Source organism: Frigoribacterium sp. PvP032 (assembly GCF_017833035.1).
Taxonomy (GTDB): Bacteria; Actinomycetota; Actinomycetes; order Actinomycetales; family Microbacteriaceae; genus Frigoribacterium.
This window is the reverse complement of record NZ_JAFIBM010000001.1, coordinates 2,229,954-2,243,766: the sequence shown is the minus strand read 5'-3', so window position 1 is coordinate 2,243,766 and position 13,813 is coordinate 2,229,954. Positions and strand designations below refer to the sequence as shown.

Sequence of the window (13,813 nt, the reverse complement as noted above, 5' to 3'; positions counted from 1 at the left end):
GCGGCGACGCAGATCGGCGAAGATGTGCAGATGAGCACACCTCGGGGGGAGGGCGGCAGCGGCGCCGTCCCGCGCTGGACCGCCGTCGCCCGTCCCGCCGACCGCACGCCCGCCTCCGCCGCAGACCCTCGCCCTGCCGGTGTCGTCGCGTGGGTCGCCGTCGTCTCCGTGCTCGTCATCGTGGCCGTCGCGGTCGCCGCCCTGATCGCCGCCCGCAGCCTCGCCGAGGCCGAGTCGGTCCGCGACGCCGCCGACCGGGCCGACCGCATCGCCGACGCGATCGTCGAGCCGGCCCTCACCGACGCGCTCGTCGACGGGGACGAGGAGGCGCGGCGCGCGATGGACGACGAGGTCCGCGACCACGTCCTCAGCTCGAGCATCGTCCGCGTCAAGATCTGGGACGACACGGGCCGCGTCGTCTGGTCGGACGAGCCCGCGCTGATCGACCGCCGCTTCACCCTCGACGAGGACGACCTCGCGGCGCTCGCCGCCGGTGACGCAGCGAGCGACGGCGGCAGCGCCGGCAGCGGCAGCGGCGACGGCGGCAGCGGCAGCGGCGACGGCGGCAGCGGCGACGGCGGCAGCGGCAGCGGCGACGGCGGCAGCGGCGACGGCGGCAGCGGCGTCGAGGCCGAGGTCAGCGACCTGACCGCGCCCGAGAACGAGTTCGAGCGCGACCAGGGCAAGCTGCTCGAGGCCTACCGGGCCGTCGAGACGCCGGGTGGGCAGACGTTGCTCTTCGAGGTCTACTTCCGTTACGACGAGGTGCTGCAGCGCAGCGGCCAGCTGTTCGCCGGGTTCGCGGGCATCACGATCGGCAGCATCGTGCTCGTCGTGCTGCTGTTGCTGCCGGTGCTGCGGCAGCTGCTGCTGGCCCTCGACCGGGCAAGGGTCCAGCGCGAGGCACTGCTCGAACGCGCCCTCGACGCGAGCGCCGACGAGCGACGGCGCATCGCCGGGGCCCTCCACGACGGCGTGGTGCAGGACCTCGTGGGCGCCTCGCTCGCCGTCTCGGCCGAGTCCGGGTCGGCCCGGTCGCGAGGCGACGACACCACGGCCGACGGGCTCGACCGGGTGGCGGGAGCTCTGCGCGGCAGCATCGGCGGCCTGCGGTCGCTGCTCGTCGACATCTACCCGCCGAACCTCGCCCGGGCGGGCATCGGCCCGGCCCTCGACGACCTCGCGGCGGGCGTGCGGTCGCGCGGCGTCGCCGTCGTGCTCGACGCCGAGTCCGACGCCGAGTCCGAGTCCGCCGACGCGCTCGCGGCCCTCGACGACGCGGGCCAGCGGCTCGTGTTCCGGGTGGTTCAGGAGTGCCTGGCGAACGTCGTGGCCCACGCCCGCGCCTCCGTCGTGTCGGTCGCCGCGGTCCGTCCTGCCGAGGGCGGCGTGGTCGTGACGATCGCCGACGACGGCGCGGGGTTCGACCCGGAGCTGCTGACCCGCCCCGAGCCCGACCACTTCGGCCTGCGGGTGCTCGCCGACGTCGCGAGCGCAGGAGGCGCGGGTCTCGACCTGCAGACCGCGCCCGGCCAGGGCACGCGGTGGCGCCTCACCCTGCCGGCGTCGGCCGTCCGCGGCAGCGGGGACGCCTCGTGATCCGCGTCGTCGTGGTCGACGACCACCCGCTGGTGCGGCAGGGACTCCGGTCGCTCGTCGACCAGGCCGAGGGGATCGTGGTGGTCGAGGAGGCGGCGGACGGCGAGCGAGGAGTCGCCGCGGCCGCCCTGCACCGGCCGGACGTCGTCCTCATGGACCTCTCGATGCCCGGCATCGGCGGCGTCGAGGCGACGCGCCGCATCGTCGCGGCTGACCCGAGCGTGCACGTGGTGGTGCTCACGTCCGTGCCCGACGCCTCCTCGGTCAGGGAGGCGCTGGCGGCGGGGGCCGTCGGGTACCTGCTCAAGGACGCGGAGCCCGCGACGGTCGTGGCCGGGGTCCGGGCCGCCGCCGAGGGCGGCGCGCCGCTCGACCCGCGCGCGGCGAGGGCGCTGCTGCCGGACAGGTCGGCACCGCAGACGCCGGGGCCGGACAGGGCGGCGGCGATCGAGGTGCCCGGCCAGGCTCCGCTGGTCTCCGGCCGCGAGGCGGAGGTGCTCCGCCTCGTCGCACGCGGCCTCGCGAACAAGCAGATCGGCACCGCGCTCGGCATCAGCGAGCGCACGGTCAAGGCGCACGTCGGCAGCGTCTTCCGCCGGATCGGCGTCGCCGACCGCACGAGCGCCGCCCTGTGGGCGAGGGACAACGGGTACTAGTACCAAGGTCCGATGGTGCCGTGCGGCGGCCCCGGCGAGAGTGGTCGCAGGCCCGGGGGACGGGCCGTCCACCCTCCACGAGGAGCCCGCCATGACCACCACCACACCTCTCGGCCGCACGGCCCGTCAGCTCCGCGCGGCGGTGCTCGTCGCGGCGGTCGTCGCCGGGTCGCTGGCCCTCTCGGCCGGCCCGGCCAGCGCCTCCGGCAAGACCAGCGCGGGCGGCGACTACCGCGTCACGATCGGCAGCACGACCTACGACCCTGCGCCCGGCAAGAGCGTCAAGGTCGGCGGGATCGTCCCCGCCGGCCGCATCGCGGTGCGCGGGGTGAACAACGGCTTCGACATCGACGTCGCGACCCTGGGCGTCTACGACTACACGCTGACCGGCGCGCCGGACACGCAGCGGATGGTGACGAAGCCGACCGTCGTGTTCGCCTCGAAGGTGCCGACCCTCACGCCGGCCCAGCTCGCCGGAGCGACGATCAAGAGCCTCGAGGTCAAGGACGACACCCTCGTCGTCCTGTTCAGCACCGCGGGCGGGAAGTTCAAGATCCAGGCGAAGGACGGTGCGCAGGGCGGCATCTTCCAGATGGAGTCGGAGTTCGGCGCCCCCGTCGAGTTCACCCACACCCTCGGCGCCGGCCTGTTCTACTTCGTCAACCAGTACACGGGCAAGGTCAACTTCGGCGACGGCGTCGACCCCGTCACCTCGGGCGCCGGAGCGCACCAGATGCTGCTCGGCAAGGACAGCCCCCAGGTCGCGACGAAGACCCTGCAGACCGGCACCGTCACGAAGTGGATCGTCCAGTCGGGCGGCCGACTCGGCGGCGTCCTCGGCGAGGACGCGATCGAGCTCAGCGCCGGAGCGACCAACTGCACGAGCCAGTGCCAGGCCCAGAACCAGATCCGCGGCTCGCTGCCGGTGCCGCCGCTGCCGACGAACCCGACACCGATCGGCTGAGCCCAGCCGCCGCGACCGACGGGTCGCCGTACCGAGAGGGGCCGAGCAGCGCGATGCTGCTCGGCCCCTCCGCGTTGTCTCAGGCCATCTCGGCGGGTTGCTGTAGCCCGCGGCGGGTCAGCGCCCACCCGCCGTCGGGCACGGGAACCCGCCGCATGCAACAACGACCCGCCGCACCTGGCAACGCTGTTCGGCGGCTCCGCGCCGTGCCAGGGCGTGTCGGCGGGTTGCTGTAGCCCGCGGCGGGTCAGCGCCCACCCGCCGTCGGCCACGGGTACCCGCCGCACGCAGCAACGACCCGCCGTGAGCGACAACGACCCGCCGTGAGCAGCAACGACCCGCCGCGAGTGACTGCGACCCGCCGACTCCGCGACTACAGCCCGAACGCCCCGCGCAGCATCGCGAGCGCCTCGAGGTCGTCCTCGACCCCGCCGCCCTCGTGCCCGTTGTACGGCCACACGGTGATCTGCTTCTCGCCCGCGTACGCCTCGAACGCGCCGAACACCGTCGACGGCGGGCAGGTCGCGTCCATCAGCGCCGTCGAGAACAGCGCGGGGGCGGTCGCGCGCCGGGCGAAGTTCACCCCGTCGAAGTACGACAGCACCTCGTGCACCTGCTCGGAACGATGCCGGTGCACCGCGAGGTACCGGCCGATCTGCTTGTACGGGTCGCTGTCGGTGATGACGGAGGCGCGGCGGAAGTCGCAGAGGAACGGCACGCGAGGCACCGCCGCGACCAGCCCCTCGACGAGACCGGCGACGGCCAGGGTGATGCCGCCTCCTTGGCTGGTGCCCAGCACGGCCACGCGGTCGGCGTCGACGACGTCGAGCGACCTGGCTGCCTCGACGGCGCGCACCCCGTCCGTGTACACGCGGCGGTAGTAGTAGCTCTCGGGGCTGTCGATCCCGCGGGTCATGACTCCGTCGGCGGCCGGGCCGGAGCCCGCGGAGTCGGCGGTGTCGCCGGTGCTCCAGAGGGAGCCCTGGCCGCGCGTGTCCATCTGCAGGTGCGCGAAGCCGGCCGAGGCCCAGAACAGGTTCTGCTGCGCGTGCCCGCGACCGCCGCCGTAGCCCACGAACTCGACCACGGTCGGCAGCAGCTCGCCCGAGGCCGCGGCACCGGCCGGCATCCGGAGCCACGCGCGCACGCGCTGACCGTCGGCCCCGCGGAACGACACGTCGAGCACGTCGATCGTCGTGAGGCCCGTGTCCACGTGCTCTGCCTGGACGTCGAGGTCGTGCTCGCGTGCCTCGGCGAGGGTCCGACGCCAGAAGTCGTCGAAGTCGTCGGGCTCGGTCTGGGTGCTGCGGTACGTGCGGAGGGCCGCCTCGTCGAGGTCCGTGTTCATGCAGACATGTCTACAGGCCGCCGGGCGGCGACGGGACGAGGAGGCGCGGCCTGCCTCAGGAGGCGCGGCCTGCCTCAGGAGGCGGTGGTCGCCCGCCCGAACGCGGGCACCCAGCCGATCGCCGGGGCGACGTGCTCGGCCACGGTCCGCAGCAGCCGTGCGTTGTAGTCGACGCCGAGCTGGTTCGGCACCGTGAGGTGCACGGTGTCGGCCGCCTGAACGGCTGCGTCGTCGGCGAGCTGGCGGGCGATGACGTCGGGCTCGCCGACGTAGCTCTTGCCGAAGCGCGACTGGACGCCGTCGAGCATGCCGACCTGGTCCTGCGAGTCGGCCTGGGCGCGGACGCCGAAGTACCGGACGTCCTCGTCGGTCGTGATCGGGATCACGCTGCGGCTCACGGCGACGCGCGGCTCGCGAGCGTGGCCGGCGGCGGCCCACGCCGCGCGGAACACCGCGATCTGCTCGGCCTGCAGCTCGTCGAAAGGCACACCGGTGTCCTCGGTGAGCAGGGTGCTGCTCATCAGGTTCATGCCCTGCTCGCCCGTCCACTGCGCGGTCGCCCGGGTGCCGGAGCCCCACCAGATGCGCTCGCCGAGACCCGGCGACCGCGGCTCGATCGACAGCGGGCTCGACCAGCCGGTCATCCGCGGGTCGCTCTGCGCGACGGCGTCGCCGTCGATCGCTCGACGGAACAGGTCGGTGTGGCGGCGGGCCATGTCGGCGTCGGTCTCGCCGTCCTCCGGCACGTGGCCGAACGCCTCGTACCCGCGGAGCGACGTCTCGGGCGATCCCCGGCTCACGCCGAGCTGCAGTCGGCCGGCGCTGATCAGGTCAGCGGCCGCGGCCTGCTCGGCCATCGAGAGCGGGTTCTCGTAGCGCATGTCGATGATGCCGGTGCCGAGCTCGATCCGGCTCGTGCGCGCGGCCATGGCAGCCAGCAGCGGGAACGGGCTCGCCAGCTGCTTCGCGAAGTGGTGCACGCGCACGGAGGCGCTGTCGATGCCGATCTCCTCGGCGGCGACCGCCAGCTCGATCGACTGGACCAGCGCCTCCCTGGCTGTCGGCGTGCGGGAGCCGGGCACGTCCTGGTAGTGGCCGAACGAGAGGAACCCGATGCGCTTCGTCATGTTCGATGCCAACGCATGCACCGCCTCCCGCATTCCGCCCTGCGCTCCGACCGCGCACGCTTCTCGCCGCACCCGTGGATCGTCGAGGGCGGGTCGCCTGCACCGAGGGCGGGTCGTCGCGGACCCGCCCTCGACGACGTCGACCCGCCCTCGACCGAACGGCAGCGGCAGCGGCGGCCGCAGAGATCACAGGTGACGGGACGAGGAGGCGCCGCTAGCGTGGGTCCCGTGGAGAACCGCTTCCGGATCGACGGCGACGACCTCGGGGTCGACCTGCGCGCCTCCTCGGTGACCATGGGTGCGGACGGAGTCGTCGACGCGACGATCGTCGCCGCCCGGGTGCCCGAGGTGGTCGACTGGTCGGACGACGCCCCGCGGCTCGAGTTCCGCGACCTGCCCCTCAAGTTCGACGGCGCCACCTTCGGCGTCACGGTGGACGACGACCTGCTCGACGAGCACGAGATCTCGTTCTGGCTCGGCGAGTCGCTCGACGTGCACGGCCAGCTCAGCCTCGCGGCGGGGGAGCGCCTGCGCTTCGTCGGCACGACCCACGTCGCGGGCGAGCCCAAGGCCTGGCGGGTGGACGTGTCGATCCGATTCGGCTCACCCGGTCGCAGCGCCGCCGTCTGACCAGCGAGCCCGCCGCGAGCACCGCCTGGGCGCCGCTGCGAGCCAGCTGCGAGCCCCGCCCCGGGCCCGTCGGGACTGCCTAGCGCGCCGCGATCTCGACGACGGGCAGGTGCCGCCGCACGCGCATCTGCAGCGTGAGCTGACCCCGCCGCGCGAGCACGAGCGCCGTGACGCCCGCGACGACCGCCGGCACCCCGCCCGAGATCACCATGGCGGTCGGCGTGCCGAGCGCCTCCACGACGACGCCCATCAGCGGGCCCCCGACAGCCTGCCCGCCGAGCAGCACGAGCACGTACAACGACATGACGCGGCCGCGGATCCCGATGTTGCTCGACAGCTGCACCAGCTGGTTCGCCGACGTGAGGAACAACAGCGACGCGAGCCCGACCGAGACGAGCACGAGCGCGAAGGGCACGACCCCGGCGGCGCCGCCGACGACTCCGGCGCCGGCCTGCAGCAGGCCGGTCACGAGCAGCCCCACGACGAGCGTTCGAAGCCTGATCGTGGCCCGACGGGTCGAGAGCAGGGCCCCGGTCAGCGCACCGACCGCGATCATCGAGTTGAACAGCCCGTAGCCGCCGGCGCCCACGTCGAAGACCTCGTCGGCGTACGACGCGAGCAGCACCGGCATCGTCAGGCCGAACACCGCGTACGAGGCGACGAGCACGACCGGCACGAGGATGGTCGGCTTCGCCCTGGCGTACGCGAGGCCCTCGCGCAGCTGGCCGCGCGACCGGGGAGCCGGTGCGGTGCGGGTCATCTGGGAGGTGCGGAGCAGGCCGAGCATGCCGACCACCAGCAGGCAGGCGACGCCGTTCACGGCGAAGGCCCACCCGGCGCCGACCGCGAGCAGCAGGACTCCGCTGACGGCAGGGCCGATCATGCCGCCGAGCTGGAACACGCTCGAGTTGACGCTGATGGCGTTCCGGAGGTGGCGCTGTCCGACGAGCTCGCTCACGATCACCTGGCGTGCCGGGTTGTCGATCACGGTCACCAGGCCGGTCGCGAAGGCGATGGCGAAGACGTGCCAGGCCTCGACGACGCCGGTCAGCGTCAGCACGGCCAGCCCGATGCTCAGCACCGCGAAGACGCTCTGCGTCACGACCATCAGCGCCCGCTTCGAGAACCGGTCGACGAGCACTCCTCCGAGCAGGCCGAAGAAGAGCATGGGCGCGAACTGCATCGCCACCGTGACGCCGACGGCCGTCGCGCTGCCGGTCAGCTCGAGCACGAGCCAGTCCTGCGCGATGCGCTGCATCCAGCCCGCGGTCATGGCGACGAAGTTGCCGACGGTCCAGAGCCGGAAGTTCGGCACGCTGAGCGCGATGAAGGTGTGCCGCCACGGCGGGCGCTGCGTCGCGACGGGCAGCGGTGCGGTGGCGGGGAAGGAGGCGGCGGGGTCGACGACGGGAGTGCTGGCGGTGGACGGTGAGGACATCGGTGTTCCTGCGCTGGTGGGCGGCCCGGGGCGGTCGCTGCCGCCGGGGGAGGAGCCGAGGGGCCCTGCGGTGGTGAGCCGCGCCTCCTCGTCCCTCGACGGTAACGCGGTCGACGTCATTCGGACCCCCTATGGTGTCAATCACTGCCATGCGATCATCGAATGACAGCTGACGACTCACCACGAGGAGGCCCGCCGTGTTCGACCCTGCCCTGCTGACGACGTTCCTGGCCGTCGCCGAGACCCGCAGCTTCACGGCCGCGGGCCTCCGTCTCGGGATCAGCCAGCCGACCGTCAGCCAGCACGTGAGCCGGCTCGAGAAGGCGGCCGGTCGCACCCTCGTGGTCCGCGACACCCGCGACGTGCGCCTGACCGACAACGGCGACGCGATGGCCGGGTTCGCCCGCACGATCCTCGCCGCGCACTCGGCAGCCGAGAGCTGGTTCAGCGGCTCGGCGATGCGCGGCCGCCTGCGCTTCGGGGCCGCGGACGACCTTGCGATCACGCAGCTGCCCCGCATCCTGCGGCACTTCCGGCAGCTGCACCCCGACGTCGACCTCGAGCTGACCGTGAACCAGAGCGGTCCCCTGCGACGCCGGCTCGCCTCCGGCCACCTCGACCTGATCTTCGTGAAGCAGACGGCGGGCGAGTCCGACGAGGGCCGTCGGGTCGCCGGCGACACGATGGTCTGGATCGGCCAGGAGAAGCTGCAGGTCGAGCCGGGCCGGCCCGTGCCGCTGATCGCCTACCAGGCGCCGAGCCTCAGCCGGCAGCTCGCCATCGCCGCGCTCGAGGCGAGCGGGCGCACCTGGCGCATCACCTGCAACACGCGCGACGTGAACGGAGTCCTCGCAGCCGTGCGGGCGGGCATGGGCGTCGCCGTGTTCCCCTTCTCGCTGATCCCCACCGACCTCGTCAAGGTCAGCGACCGCTTCTCTCTGCCGGCCCTCGGCGACGTCGACTACGTGCTGGTCGCGAACCCGGCCGCGCCGCGCGAGCCGGTCGAGGCGCTGACCTCGGCGATCATGAGCCGGGGCGTCCGCCGCGCCGTCTGACCGCCGCCGCCGCCGCCTCCGCCTCCGCCTCGGTCGCGCACGTCGCCTTCGACTCCTCGCGCCCGTCGGCACATCCTCGAGGGCGGGTCAACGGCGCCGAGGGCGGGTCGGCCTGGACCCGCCCTCGACCGATCTGACCCGCCCTCGGCCAGGGCAGACCCGTCGAGGAGGCGCGGGCGAGCAGGATGGACCGCATGAGCACCCGACGCACCCGCCTCGCCCGCCGCACCGGCACCACCCGCACGCGCACCGCCTCCGCCCGCCGCACCGCCCTGCTGCTCGCGGCCGCCTGCGGCGTCTCGGGCGTCCTGCACCTCGTGCGCCCGAGCGCCTACGACGCGGTCGTGCCGCGCAGCATGCCCGGCCCGGCGCGCCTCTGGACGACGAGCTCCGGCGTCGCCGAGGTCGTCGTCGCGGGCGCCCTGCTCTCGACGACGACGCGACGGGCGGGAGGCGCCCTCGCGGCCGCCCTCTTCGTCGCGGTGTTCCCCGCCAACGTGTCGATGGCGCGGCGGTCGCTCCGCAGCAGCCGCGCCGGGACTGCCCGCCGGGTCGTCACCGTCGTGCGGCTGCCGCTCCAGGTGCCGCTCGTGGCGAGTGCGCTGGCCGTGCGTCGCGCCTCCTGACCGGCGTCCGCGCCTCCTGACCGGCGTCCTCCCCGCCCAGGCCCGGTACCGTGGACGATCGGCCCGCGAGCCGAGCACCGCACGAGCACCGCACGAGCACCGCACGACGACCGCCGAGGGGAGGCGCCGCATGACCACGATCGACCTCAACGCCGACCTCGGAGAGGGCTTCGGCCGCTGGACGCTCGGCGACGACGACGCCCTGCTCGACGTCGTCACGAGCGCGAACGTCGCCTGCGGGTTCCACGCGGGCGACCCGGCCGGCCTCCTGCGCGTGGTCGACGCGGCGCACCGTCGTGGGGTCGTCGTCGGGGCCCACGTCTCGTACCGCGACCTGGTGGGCTTCGGCCGCCGCTACGTCGAGGCCTCGCACGACGAGCTCGTCGCCGACGTCGTCTGGCAGGTCGGCGCGTTGACCGGACTGTCCAGGGCGGTCGGCGCCTCCGTCCGCTACCTGAAGCCGCACGGCGCCCTCTACTCGGTCGTCGCGGACGCCGACGGCCGCGGCACGGTCCACGCCGGCGCCGTGATCGAGGCCGTGCTGCGGGTCGACCCGTCCCTGCCCGTCGTCGGCCTCGCCGGCTCCGCCTTCCTGCGGCGTGCCGAGCGCGAGGGCCTGCACGTCGTCGCCGAGGCCTTCGCCGACCGCGCCTACGACGCGACCGGCGCGCTCGTGCCCCGCAGTCGCCCGGGGGCGGTGCTGCACGACGCAGGCGAGATCCGTGACCGCGTCCTCCAGCTCGTCGAGACGGGCACGGTCCGCGCGGTCGACGGCACCGTCGTCGAGCTGCGGGCCGACACGGTCTGCGTGCACGGTGACAGCCCGGACGCCGTCGCGATCGCCGTCGGGGTGCGCAGCGCCCTCGAGGAGGCGCGGGTCGACCTGCGCCCGTTCGTCACCGTCCCGCAGGCGGCGAGCACCGTCCCCGCGCCCGCGACGCCCCACGCCCCCGGGGCGACCACTCGGTGACCGGGCACGAGGTCGATCTCGGCGCCGCGCTGGCGCACCTGCGGGTGCTGCCGCTCGGCACGGACGGCGTGTTGATCGAGACCGACGGCCTCGACGAGTCGCTCGCCCTGTTCGGCGCCCTGCTCGCACAGCCCGTGGCGGGCATCCTCGACGTCGTGCCGGCCGCCCGGAGCGTCGCGGTGCGGTTCCTCCCCACGCTGCTGCCCATCGCCTCCCTGATGAGCGTCCTCAGGTCGCTGCCGACGTCGCGCGACGCCGCGACCGAGGGCCGGCTCGTCGAGATCCCCGTCCGCTACGACGGCGAGGACCTGGCCGATGTCGCCCGGCTCAGCGGCCTCAGCGTCGACGAGGTCGTCGATCGCCATGCCGGGGCCACGTACACCGTCGCCTTCACCGGCTTCGCGCCCGGCTTCGCCTACCTCACCGGCGGCGATCCGGCCCTCGCCGTCCCTCGCCGCGCGACGCCCCGCACCTCGGTCCCTGCCGGCGCGGTCGCCATGGCGGGGGAGTTCACGGGGGTCTACCCGCGCGAGAGCCCCGGCGGCTGGCAGCTGCTCGGCCACACCGACGTCGCCCTCTGGGACCTCGCCGAACGCGTCCCGGCCCTGCTGCAGCCGGGCATGCGCGTCCGGTTCGTCGACGTCACGACAGGTGCGGCCGCAGCCGAGGAGGCGGCGAGCCAGCAGCGCGGGACCACCGCAGCCGAGGGGGCGGCGAGCCCGCAACCCGCGGCCGCCGAGCTCGAGCCCGAGCACGAGCCCGATCTCGAGCTCGCCGAGCGCCCTCTCCCTGACCGCGCGCTCGTCGTCACGGCCCCCGGGCCCTTCAGCATCCTCGAGGACCTGGGGCGGCCCGGACGCTCCGGCCTCGGCGTCTCCCGCTCCGGTGCGATGGACCACCGCGCGCTCCGCGAGGCCAACCGGCTCGTCGGCGCGGCGACGGGCTCGGCCGCGCTCGAGCTGGCCTACGGCGGGCTGGAGGCCACGGCCCGCGGCGATCTCGTGCTCGCCGTGGCCGGAGCGCCCGTGCCGCTGACGGTGCACGGCCCGGGCGGCGTCCGCCACGCCGTCCCGGGGGCCGCGTTCGCGCTCGACGACGGCGAGGTGCTCGTCGTGGGCGCGCCTCCTCGTGGCGTCTACTCGTACCTCGCCGTCCGCGGCGGCTGGGAGGCCGAGAGCGTGCTCGACAGCGCGTCGGGAGACGTGCTCGCGCGGATCGGTCCCGGGCGACTGGTCGCGGGCGACGAGCTCGGCGTCGGCCGGGCCTGGTCCGAGAGCGTCGCCGCGGCGGCACACGACGCCCAGCGCTCGGTCTCCGCGCCGGACGAGGTGACCCTGCTCGACGTCGTGCTCGGCCCACGTGACGACTGGTTCACCGCCGAGGCCCTCGAGCGCCTCACGGGGCAGCGGTTCACGGTCACGGCGCAGTCCAACCGGATCGGGCTCCGCCTCGAGGGCGAGCACCCGCTCGAGCGGGCCGTCGCGCACGAGCTGCCGAGCGAGGCGACCGTCTCGGGTGCCCTGCAGGTCCCGCCCGACGGCCAGCCGGTGCTCTTCATGGCCGACCACCCGGTCACGGGCGGCTACCCCGTCGTCGCGTGCGTCGTCGGCGACCAGCTCGACCGTGCCGCGCAGGTGCCCGTCGGGGCGAGCGTGCGGTTCCGCGTCGTGCCGGGGCCGGACCTCGGGGCGGGGCGTCGCGGCGGCCGTCGCGACGCGCGGGTCGACGAGCGCGCCGCGGACGAGCGAGGGGTCGAGCAGTGAGGAAGCTGCTCATCGCCGAGCGCGGCCTCGTCGCGGTGCGCGTCGCCCGAGCCGCCGCCGACCTCGACCTGCCCTCCGTCGCGGTCTTCGCGCCCGACGACGTGGACGCGCTGCACGTCAGGGCCGCCGACGAGGCCTGGGCCCTCGACGAGCTGCCCGGCACCGACGCGTACCGCGACATGCAGGCGCTGCTCGACGTCGCCGAGCGGAGCGGCGCCGACGCGGTGCACCCCGGCTGCGGCCCGCTCAGCGAGAACGCCGAGTTCGCGCGTCGGGTGCTCGCCGCCGGCCTCACCTGGGTCGGACCCGACCCCGAGACGATGGAGCTGCTCGGCGACAAGGTGTCGGCCAGGGCCCTCGCCGACTCGGTCGGCGCGCCCCTGGTGGTCGGCACCTCCGAGCCGATCGCGTCGGCGGACGAGGCGGTAGCGTTCGCGCAGCGGCACGGCCTGCCGATCGCGCTGAAGGCAGCACACGGAGGCGGCGGCCTGGGCCTGCGCGTCGCGCGGCGCCTCGACGAGGTCGCCGACCTCCTCGACTCCGCCGTCCGCGAGTCGGCCGCCGTCTTCGGCCGAGGCGAGGTCTTCGTCGAGCAGTACCTCGACCGGCCGCGGCACGTCGAGGCGCAGCTGCTCGGCGACGGCGAGGGACGGGTCGTCGTCGTCGGCACCCGCGAGTGCTCGGTGCAGCGTCGTCATCAGAAGCTCGTCGGCGAGGCACCGGCGCCGCACCTGACCGACGAGCAGCTCGAGGTCGTCACGTCCACCTCGGTCGCGCTCGGCTCGGCCGTCTCGTACCGCGGCGCCGGCACCGTCGAGTTCCTCGTGTCGAGGGCCGGACAGGTCTCGTTCCTCGAGGTGGGCACCGCCCTGCCGCTCGAGCACGTCGCCACCGAGCAGGCCACGGGAGTCGACCTCGTGCGGCAGCAGCTGCTGGTCGCCGGGGGCCACGGGCTCGACCTCGCGGCGGTGCCCGAGAGCCGCGGCCACACGATCTCGTTCCGCGTCACGGCCGAGGACGCCGGTCGCGGCTTCCTGCCCGCGCCTGCCCCCGTGACCCGTCTCGAGCTGCCGGGCGGCCCCGGCGTGCGGGTCGACTCCGGCGTGGTCGCGGGCTCGGACGTGCCCGCAGGCCGCGACTCGCTCCTCCTCACGGTCGTCGTGACGGGCCGCGACCGCGCCTCGGCCCTCAGCCGCGCGCGGCGAGCCCTGGACGGCCTCGTCGTCGAGGGGCCCGCGACGACGGCGCGCTTCCACCGCCTCATCGTCGACGACCCGGCCTTCACCGACGAGGACGTGCCGTCCGTGCACACCCGCTGGATCGAGACCGAGTGCGAGTGGCTCGACGAGCTGGCGACCGCCACGCCGGAGGCGTCGGCCGGCCCGGAGACCCTCCGCACCTGGGTCGTCGTCGACGGGCACCGCGTCCCCCTCGTCCTGCCGCTCGCCGACGTCGACGGCCGGGCTCCCGGCTCGCCCGGCAGCAGCACGCTCGGCGCGGACGCCCTCGTCGCCGGCATCGCCGCCGCGGCGGTCGAGTCGGATGTCGCCGGACGGGCCGACCGGGGCTCCCCGGCGTCGTAGGCTGAGAGTGCGCCCAGAGTCGCGCGCCCTCCTCGCCGCCCTACTCCTCGGGAG

At 74.7% G+C, this 13,813-nt stretch carries 12 protein-coding genes; 9 read left to right on the top strand and 3 right to left on the bottom strand.

The features are described from left to right. The first annotated feature begins 30 nt into the window (after nucleotides 1–30). The 3 genes from JOE35_RS10360 (at nucleotide 31) to JOE35_RS10350 (ending at nucleotide 3,219) form a co-directional block, all read left to right on the top strand. The gene (locus JOE35_RS10360; protein ID WP_209561008.1) at nucleotides 31–1,599 is read left to right on the top strand and encodes a sensor histidine kinase; all 1,569 of its coding nucleotides are present in this window, start codon (nucleotides 31–33) and stop codon (nucleotides 1,597–1,599) included. Continuing rightward, nucleotides 1,596–2,255 (top strand): response regulator transcription factor, encoded by a 660-nt coding sequence (locus tag JOE35_RS16125; protein ID WP_209561007.1) that lies wholly within the window; start codon nucleotides 1,596–1,598, stop codon nucleotides 2,253–2,255. The genes JOE35_RS10360 and JOE35_RS16125 overlap by 4 nt, the downstream gene beginning before the upstream one ends. Nucleotides 2,256–2,346: 91 nt before the next feature. Beyond that, the gene (locus JOE35_RS10350) at nucleotides 2,347–3,219 is read left to right on the top strand and encodes a hypothetical protein (protein ID WP_209561006.1); all 873 of its coding nucleotides are present in this window, start codon (nucleotides 2,347–2,349) and stop codon (nucleotides 3,217–3,219) included. A 373-nt stretch (nucleotides 3,220–3,592) separates the two neighbouring features. On the opposite strand, the gene JOE35_RS10345 is transcribed toward JOE35_RS10350, so the two are convergent. Beyond that, on the bottom strand, nucleotides 3,593–4,567 hold the full coding sequence (locus JOE35_RS10345) for an acetylxylan esterase (RefSeq protein WP_209561005.1): 975 nt from the start codon (nucleotides 4,565–4,567) through the stop codon (nucleotides 3,593–3,595). 74 nt (nucleotides 4,568–4,641) lie between these two features. Then, a complete protein-coding gene (locus JOE35_RS10340) occupies nucleotides 4,642–5,694 on the bottom strand; it encodes an LLM class flavin-dependent oxidoreductase (protein WP_209561004.1) in 1,053 nt (350 codons plus the stop codon). Nucleotides 5,695–5,922: 228 nt separating this feature from the next. Here JOE35_RS10340 and JOE35_RS10335 point away from each other — a divergent pair, with 228 nt between their 5' ends. Further along, entirely contained in the window at nucleotides 5,923–6,324 is a 402-nt protein-coding gene (locus tag JOE35_RS10335; RefSeq protein ID WP_209561003.1) for a hypothetical protein, read from the top strand. A 79-nt stretch (nucleotides 6,325–6,403) separates the two neighbouring features. Here JOE35_RS10335 and JOE35_RS10330 read toward each other — a convergent pair whose 3' ends face one another. After that, the gene (locus tag JOE35_RS10330; RefSeq protein ID WP_209561002.1) at nucleotides 6,404–7,762 is read right to left on the bottom strand and encodes an MFS transporter; all 1,359 of its coding nucleotides are present in this window, start codon (nucleotides 7,760–7,762) and stop codon (nucleotides 6,404–6,406) included. Between the two features lie 197 nt (nucleotides 7,763–7,959). Between JOE35_RS10330 and JOE35_RS10325 the strand changes: the two genes are divergently transcribed. The 5 genes from JOE35_RS10325 to JOE35_RS10305 all read left to right on the top strand — a co-directional run bounded on the left by JOE35_RS10325 (nucleotide 7,960) and on the right by JOE35_RS10305 (nucleotide 13,759). Then, complete coding sequence (locus tag JOE35_RS10325) at nucleotides 7,960–8,817, top strand: LysR substrate-binding domain-containing protein (RefSeq protein ID WP_209561001.1); 858 nt, start codon at nucleotides 7,960–7,962, stop codon at nucleotides 8,815–8,817. Between the two features lie 194 nt (nucleotides 8,818–9,011). Continuing rightward, nucleotides 9,012–9,443: a hypothetical protein gene (locus JOE35_RS10320; protein ID WP_245186092.1), complete on the top strand. Its 432-nt coding sequence runs from the start codon at nucleotides 9,012–9,014 to the stop codon at nucleotides 9,441–9,443. 130 nt (nucleotides 9,444–9,573) lie between these two features. Next, nucleotides 9,574–10,413 (top strand): LamB/YcsF family protein, encoded by an 840-nt coding sequence (locus tag JOE35_RS10315; protein ID WP_209561000.1) that lies wholly within the window; start codon nucleotides 9,574–9,576, stop codon nucleotides 10,411–10,413. Further along, nucleotides 10,410–12,176, top strand: coding sequence for a 5-oxoprolinase subunit PxpB (gene pxpB / locus JOE35_RS10310; protein WP_307803033.1), 1,767 nt, complete (start codon nucleotides 10,410–10,412; stop codon nucleotides 12,174–12,176). The genes JOE35_RS10315 and pxpB overlap by 4 nt, the downstream gene beginning before the upstream one ends. Further along, a complete protein-coding gene (locus tag JOE35_RS10305; RefSeq protein WP_209560999.1) occupies nucleotides 12,173–13,759 on the top strand; it encodes a biotin carboxylase N-terminal domain-containing protein in 1,587 nt (528 codons plus the stop codon). The genes pxpB and JOE35_RS10305 overlap by 4 nt, the downstream gene beginning before the upstream one ends. The last annotated feature ends 54 nt before the right edge of the window (nucleotides 13,760–13,813 follow it).

Coding starts and splice junctions, on each gene's coding strand:
- JOE35_RS10360 (WP_209561008.1), top strand. CDS start 31: ATGAGCACACCTCGGGGGGAGGGCGGCAGCGGCGCCGTCCCGCGCTGG.
- JOE35_RS10350 (WP_209561006.1), top strand. CDS start 2,347: ATGACCACCACCACACCTCTCGGCCGCACGGCCCGTCAGCTCCGCGCG.
- JOE35_RS10345 (WP_209561005.1), bottom strand. CDS start 4,567: ATGAACACGGACCTCGACGAGGCGGCCCTCCGCACGTACCGCAGCACC.
- JOE35_RS10340 (WP_209561004.1), bottom strand. CDS start 5,694: ATGACGAAGCGCATCGGGTTCCTCTCGTTCGGCCACTACCAGGACGTG.
- JOE35_RS10330 (WP_209561002.1), bottom strand. CDS start 7,762: ATGTCCTCACCGTCCACCGCCAGCACTCCCGTCGTCGACCCCGCCGCC.
- JOE35_RS10320 (WP_245186092.1), top strand. CDS start 9,012: ATGAGCACCCGACGCACCCGCCTCGCCCGCCGCACCGGCACCACCCGC.
- JOE35_RS10315 (WP_209561000.1), top strand. CDS start 9,574: ATGACCACGATCGACCTCAACGCCGACCTCGGAGAGGGCTTCGGCCGC.